Raw genomic sequence first — 5,711 nt, 5'->3', positions numbered from 1 at the left:
GGGGGGCCGTCCCCATCGTTCCGGCGCCGCGTTGACGGGCCGTTCTCAGCGGGCCAGTTGACGGGCGATGACCAGGCGCTGGATCTGGTTGGTGCCTTCGAAGATCTGCATGATCTTCGCCTCGCGCATGTAGCGCTCGACGGGGTAGTCCCGGGTGTACCCGTACCCGCCCAGGACCTGCACGGCGTCCGTGGTGACCTTCATCGCGGCGTCCGTGGCGACCAGTTTGGCGACACTGGCCTGCCGGCCGTACGGACGGCCCGCGTCGCGCCGGCGGGCGGCGTCCAGGTAGGTGGCCCGCGCGGTGTCGACGGCGGCGGCCATGTCGGCCAGCAGGAACCCCAGCCCCTGGTGGTCGATGATCCTGCGGCCGAAGGTGGTCCGTTCCTTCGCGTAGGCGACCGCCGTGTCCAGCGCGCACTGGGCCAGGCCGGTCGCGCAGGCCGCGATGCCCAGCCGTCCGGAGTCCAGCGCGCTGAACGCGATCCGCAGGCCCTGGCCCTCCGCGCCGATGAGCCGGTCGGTGCCGATCAGCGCGTCGTCCCAGAAGGCCGCGGTGGTCGGCACCGCGTGCAGGCCCATCTTCTCCTCGGGCCTGCCGAAGGTGAGGCCGTCGACCCGGCCCGGGGCGAAGAAGCAGGAGACGCCGTCCTCCCCCGGGCCGGTGCGGGCGAACAGGGCGTAGAAGTCGGCCTTGCCGCCGTGGGTGATCCACGCCTTGGTCCCGTTGACGCGGTAGCCCTCCGGGGTGCGGCGGGCACGGCAGGCCAGGGCCGCCGCGTCGGATCCCGCCTGGGACTCGGAGAGGCTGTACCCGCCGACCGCCCGGCCGCCGAGGACGTCCCCGGCCCAGCGGGCACGCTGGTCCCCGGTGCCGAACTCCAGCAGCGGGAACGCGGCGAGGGTGTGCACGCTCACCGCGACGGCGACCGACGCCCAGCGCGCCGCGAGTTCCTCGACGACCTGGAGGTAGACCTCGTACGGCTGGCCGCCTCCCCCGAACTCCTCGGGGTAGGGCAGGCCCAGCAGGCCGGTCTCCCCGAGCAGGGCGAACAGGCCCTCGGGGTAGGACTCGGAGCGCTCGTGCTCCTCCACGCGCGGGGCGAGTTCGCGGTCGGCGACGTCCCGGGCGAGGGCGAGCAGGTCCTCGGCCTCGCGGGTGGGCAGCAGACGGTCGACGGGCATGGGGTTCTCCTTCCGGACGGCCTGGGCCGGTGGTCAGCGCGCGGCGGCGGGGGCGGTTTCGGCGGTCTCCAGGGCGGCGAGGGCGCCGCGGGCCTGGTCGCGGTACTCCGCGAGGCGGGCCAGCTTGATGTCCTCGTAGCCGCGGACGCCGTCGACCAGCCGCACCAGTTCCTCGACCTCGGCCGCGTTGTCCGGGGTGAGGTGCCTGAGCGCGGTGCGCACCAGGCGCGGGTACTCCTCGCGCAGGGCGCGCTCCTCGCGGCGGACGTGGGCGTAGCCGAACACGTCCAGCGAGGTTCCCCGCAGTCCGCGCATGGCGCGCAGGGTCCGGAAGGCGAGCGGGGCGGTGCGCCGCAGCCGGATCTTGCGCCGCATGCCCAGTGCCCTGAGCACGGGCGGGTGCAGCATGACCGACACCTCGGCGTCCGGGCCGAACTCGTCGGAGAGCCTGGCCTTCTCCACGGTGTCCAGGTGCAGCCGGGCGACGTCGTACTCGTCCTTGAACGCCATGACCTTGTACAGGCCCTTGGCGTACGCCACCGCGATCCGCTCGCCCGCCTCCTCGCCGGCGAGCCGCTTGGCCGTGGCGGCCACGGAGTGCACCTCCAGGACGAACTTCCGCGCGTACGCGTCGTTCTGGTAGGCGATGAGGTCCGCGGAGCGCAGGGCGACCGCGTCCCGCAGCGCTCCGGCCTCCAGGTGCTCGCCGGCCATGGCGAGTGCCGCCGGGGTGACCTCGACGACCGGCCGGGCGGGCACGCGGACGGCCTTCAGCACGGCCTCGTGGTCGAGGACCGCCGCGCGGCCCCAGCGGAAGGCCGCCAGGTTCTTCTCCACGGCGGCGCCGTTGAGGCGGATCGCCGCTTCGATCGCCGTCGAGGACAGCGGGACGCAGCCGTGCTGGAAGGCGGCGCCGATCAGCAGCATGTTGGTCGGCATGTGGTCCCCGAAGAGGTCCTCGGACAGCCCCTGCGCGTCCAGGTGGAGGTTCCGCTCCGACCGGGTCAGGGCGGCGATGCGCTCCAGCGCGTCGTCGGGCGAGTCCGGGACGACGACCCGGTTGGTCACCATGGCCGCCGTGGGCACGATGGCGGTGTTGATCACCGCGACGGTGCGGTCGGGCCGCGCCACGGACAGGTTCCCCTCGGCGGCCGCGCCCAGCAGGTCGAAGCCGATGAGCACGTCCGCGGTGGCGCGGGAGGCGCGCAGCGCCCCGGTGACCGGCGTGCTGGAGATCCGCAGGTCGCTGACCACCGGTCCGCCCTTCTGGGCCAGACCCGTCTGCTCCAGTCCCGCCGCGTAGCGGCCGTCGAGGTGGGCGGCCATCTGCAGGATCTGCGAGACCGTGACGACCCCGGTGCCGCCGATGCCGGGCATGCGCAGCAGCGCGTTGTCGCCCGACACGACGCGGACCGGCTCGGTCAGCTCCACCGGGAGCGGCGGGACCTCCCGGCGCACCGCCTTCCGCTTGGGCTCCACCAGCAGGAAGGAGGGGCAGTCGCCCTTGAGGCAGCTGAAGTCGGAGTTGCAGGACGCCTGGTGGATCCGGGTCTTGCGGCCGAACTCGGTGTCGACGGGCAGCACGGACAGGCAGGTCGACACGTCGCCGCAGTCGCCGCAGCCCTCACACACCCGCTCGTTGATGACGACCTTCTCGGCGGGGGTCGGCAGCTGGCCGCGCTTGCGCAGCCGGCGTTCCTCGGCCGCGCACTGGTCGTCGTGGATCAGGACGGTCACGCCGTCCACGGCGGCGAGGTCCTTCTCGGCCCCGGCCAGCTCGTCGCGGTGGCGGACCTCGGCGATCGGGTCGAGGCGCACGCCCCGGTAGTCGGCCGGGGCGGCGGTGGTGACGATGATCCGCTTGACGCCCTCCAGGGCGAGCGAGCGGGTCAGCGCGGGCACGTCGAGGCGGCCCTCCGGCCGCTGACCGCCCGTCATGGCCACGGCGTCGTTGTAGAGCAGCTTGTAGGTCATCGTCACCCCGGCGGCGGCGGCCGCGCGGATGGCGAGCGAGCCGGAGTGGTGGAAGGTGCCGTCGCCGAGGTTCTGGACGAAGTGCCGGTCGTCCGTGAAGGGCGCCATCCCGATCCACTGGGCGCCCTCGCCGCCCATCTGGGTCAGGCCGATCTGGTTGCCGCGGCCCGCGCCGTCCAGCGCGATCATGACGTGGCAGCCGATGCCCACGCCGACCAGGGTGTCGTCGGAGGCCTTCGTCGACGCGCTGTGCGGGCAGCCGGAACAGAAGTAGGGCGTGCGCGTGGGAACCATCGGCAGGGAGATCCGCTGCTGGGCCGGCGGGGCCAGCGCGGCCAGGTACGCGCCCGCGGTGCGCGGCAGCCGCTCCGCTCCGATCCGCGTGGCCAGCGCCCGTGCCACGTCCTCCGCCGCCAGGGTGCCCCGGGCGGTCAGCAGCGGACGGCCGTTCTCCTCGTGCCGTCCCACCACGACGGGCGGGTCGGCGATTCCGTAGAGGGCCTGCTTCAGGTGTCCCTCCAGGAAGGGCACCTTGTCCTCGACCACCAGCACCTGGTCCAGGTCGCCGGTCATGGCCACCAGCTCCTCCGGGGAGAGCGGGAAGGGCATGCCGATGCGGATCAGCCGCAGCCCGAGGGCCTCCATCGCCTCCTCGTCGATGCCGAGATCGGCGAGCGCCCGCTGCACCACGGCGAAGGACGTGCCCGAGGCGAGGACGCCCAGGGTGGCATGCCGGGCGCTGAAGTCGATGCGGTTCAGGCCCGCCCGGCGGGCGTAGTCGCGGGCGAGGTTGAGCCGGCGGGTGAGCATGTCGTGCTCGGCGTCCAGCGAGGCGGGGCCGACGAGGGTCGGAGGCGCGCCGCGGCCGGTCCGCGAGGGGGCGGGGATGTCGGGCAGCAGCCGGTCCAGGTCGACCACGGCGGAGGCGTCCGCGATGTCCGCGACGATCTTCAGCCCGGCCCAGAGGCCCGATGCCCGGGAGAGCGCCACGGCGTGCAGGCCGAACTCGATGATCTCGGCCACCGAGCCCGGCGCGAGCAGCGGCATGCTGAGGCTCTGGCACATCGGCTCGCAGGAGCTGGGAACGGTCGAGGACTTGCTGCCCGGGTCGTCGCCGATCCAGGCCACCGCGCCGCCCAGCGCCGTGGTGCCCGCCACGGTGGAGTGCCGGATGGCGTCGGCCGCCCGGTCGAGCCCCGGGTTCTTGCCGTACCAGAAGCCGGTGACGCCATCGTGGCGCCCGCCGGGGACCTGGCCGAGCATCTGGGTGCCGGCCACGGCGGTGGCCGCGAGTTCCTCGTTCAGCCCGGCCCGGAACACCACACCGGCGGGGTCGAGGAAGCGGCGGGCACGGCCCATCTCCAGGTCGACGCCGCCGAGCGGGGAGCCCTGGTAGCCGCTGACGAAGGCCCGGGTGTCCAGGCCGTGCGCCTCGTCGAGACGGCGCTGCTCCAGGGTCAGGCGCACCAGCGCCTGGATGCCCGATATCAGGACACGACCGCCGCGGGCGGCGTACTTGTCGTCCAGTGTCACGGCGGCTGGGTCGGTGCTCATGGCGAGCCTCCTCGGCGATCGGGTGGGGGGCGCCCAGGACAGCAAGATCCTTCGGGCCCCGCAAGCACGTTGCGAGATGTGGGGGCAAAGACGCAAACTACTGGTCAAATACGCGTATTTCGTTGAAACTTATTGCTTCCCCACCACTGCTGCGCCGGGAGTTCCAGGTGACCGAGATCGACGATGTGGACCACCGGCTGCTGCGCATGCTCAGGGAGGACGGCCGGCGGACGTTCTCCGAGATGGCCCCCGAGGTGGGGCTCTCGGTCGCCGCGGTCAAGCGCCGGGTCGACCGGCTCCGGGACAGCGGTGTGATCACCGGCTTCACGATCCAGATCGACCACGCGAAGCTCGGCCGGGCCGTCGAGGCCTTCGTCGAGATCACGTACACGGGCAGCACGCCGGTGGGCGAGATCGTCCGCACCGCCTACCGGGCGCCCGAGGTGCAGGCCGTCCACACCATCGCCGGCGCCCCCGACGCCCTGGTGCAGGTGCGGGTGCGCGACATCGCGCACCTGCAGCAGGTCATCGACGGGCTGCGCCGCACCGGCCACGTCACCGGCACCAAGACCCTGATGGTGCTGGGGTCCTGGACGAGGAACTGACGGGCCGCCCGGTGACGGGGGGCCGGAGCGGCCGCCTCAGCCGAGGTGGGCCGGCACCCCGCGCCGCCGGCGCAGGGCGAGGTGCATGGCGGCGCGTCCACCGAGTTCCAGATCGTCCTCCAGCGCCCGCAGGGCCGTCTCCCCGCCCACCAGGAGCTGGTCGAGGAGGTGCCGGTGCACCAGGGCCAGCCGGGCCGCCGAGAAGTCGGTCCGGATCGTCGCGAGCATGTGGTTGAGCTCGTTCTGGCAGGCCCGGTGGGCGGCCGCCACCCGCGGATTGCCGCCGGCCTCCACGATCCCCGTGTGCACCGCGCTGTGGGCCTCGACGACATGACGCCACGGGGCCCCGGCGGGAAGGGCCTCCAGCCGGTCGACCGCCTCGGCGGGCGCCCA

Annotated in this window: 4 protein-coding genes; 1 reads left to right on the top strand and 3 read right to left on the bottom strand. The window is 73.5% G+C overall.

Annotation, left to right across the window (positions count from 1 at the left end; translation table 11 throughout):
• Nucleotides 1-45 precede the first annotated feature (45 nt).
• Both ABD308_RS02235 and ABD308_RS02230 read right to left on the bottom strand, forming a co-directional pair.
• Nucleotides 46-1,185, bottom strand: a complete 1,140-nt coding sequence (locus ABD308_RS02235; RefSeq protein WP_344324641.1) for an acyl-CoA dehydrogenase family protein — start codon at nt 1,183-1,185, stop codon at nt 46-48.
• Between the two features lie 33 nt (nt 1,186-1,218).
• On the bottom strand, nt 1,219-4,713 hold the full coding sequence (locus tag ABD308_RS02230; protein ID WP_344324638.1) for an indolepyruvate ferredoxin oxidoreductase family protein: 3,495 nt from the start codon (nt 4,711-4,713) through the stop codon (nt 1,219-1,221).
• A gap of 167 nt (nt 4,714-4,880) precedes the next feature.
• Between ABD308_RS02230 and ABD308_RS02225 the strand changes: the two genes are divergently transcribed.
• Nucleotides 4,881-5,318, top strand: coding sequence for an Lrp/AsnC family transcriptional regulator (locus ABD308_RS02225; RefSeq protein ID WP_344324635.1), 438 nt, complete (start codon nt 4,881-4,883; stop codon nt 5,316-5,318).
• Nucleotides 5,319-5,354: 36 nt separating this feature from the next.
• Here the strand turns inward: ABD308_RS02225 and ABD308_RS02220 are convergent.
• Nucleotides 5,355-5,711, bottom strand: a 357-nt coding sequence (locus ABD308_RS02220) for an FCD domain-containing protein (protein ID WP_344324632.1), incomplete at its 5' end; no start/stop codon positions are given.

It is taken from the genome of Kitasatospora putterlickiae (assembly GCF_039527695.1).
GTDB lineage: Bacteria > Actinomycetota > Actinomycetes > Streptomycetales > Streptomycetaceae > Kitasatospora > Kitasatospora putterlickiae.
Note: the sequence above shows the minus strand (reverse complement) of the source record. Positions and strands in the feature narration are given on the sequence as shown.

Coding starts and splice junctions, on each gene's coding strand:
- ABD308_RS02235 (WP_344324641.1), bottom strand. CDS start 1,185: ATGCCCGTCGACCGTCTGCTGCCCACCCGCGAGGCCGAGGACCTGCTC.
- ABD308_RS02230 (WP_344324638.1), bottom strand. CDS start 4,713: ATGAGCACCGACCCAGCCGCCGTGACACTGGACGACAAGTACGCCGCC.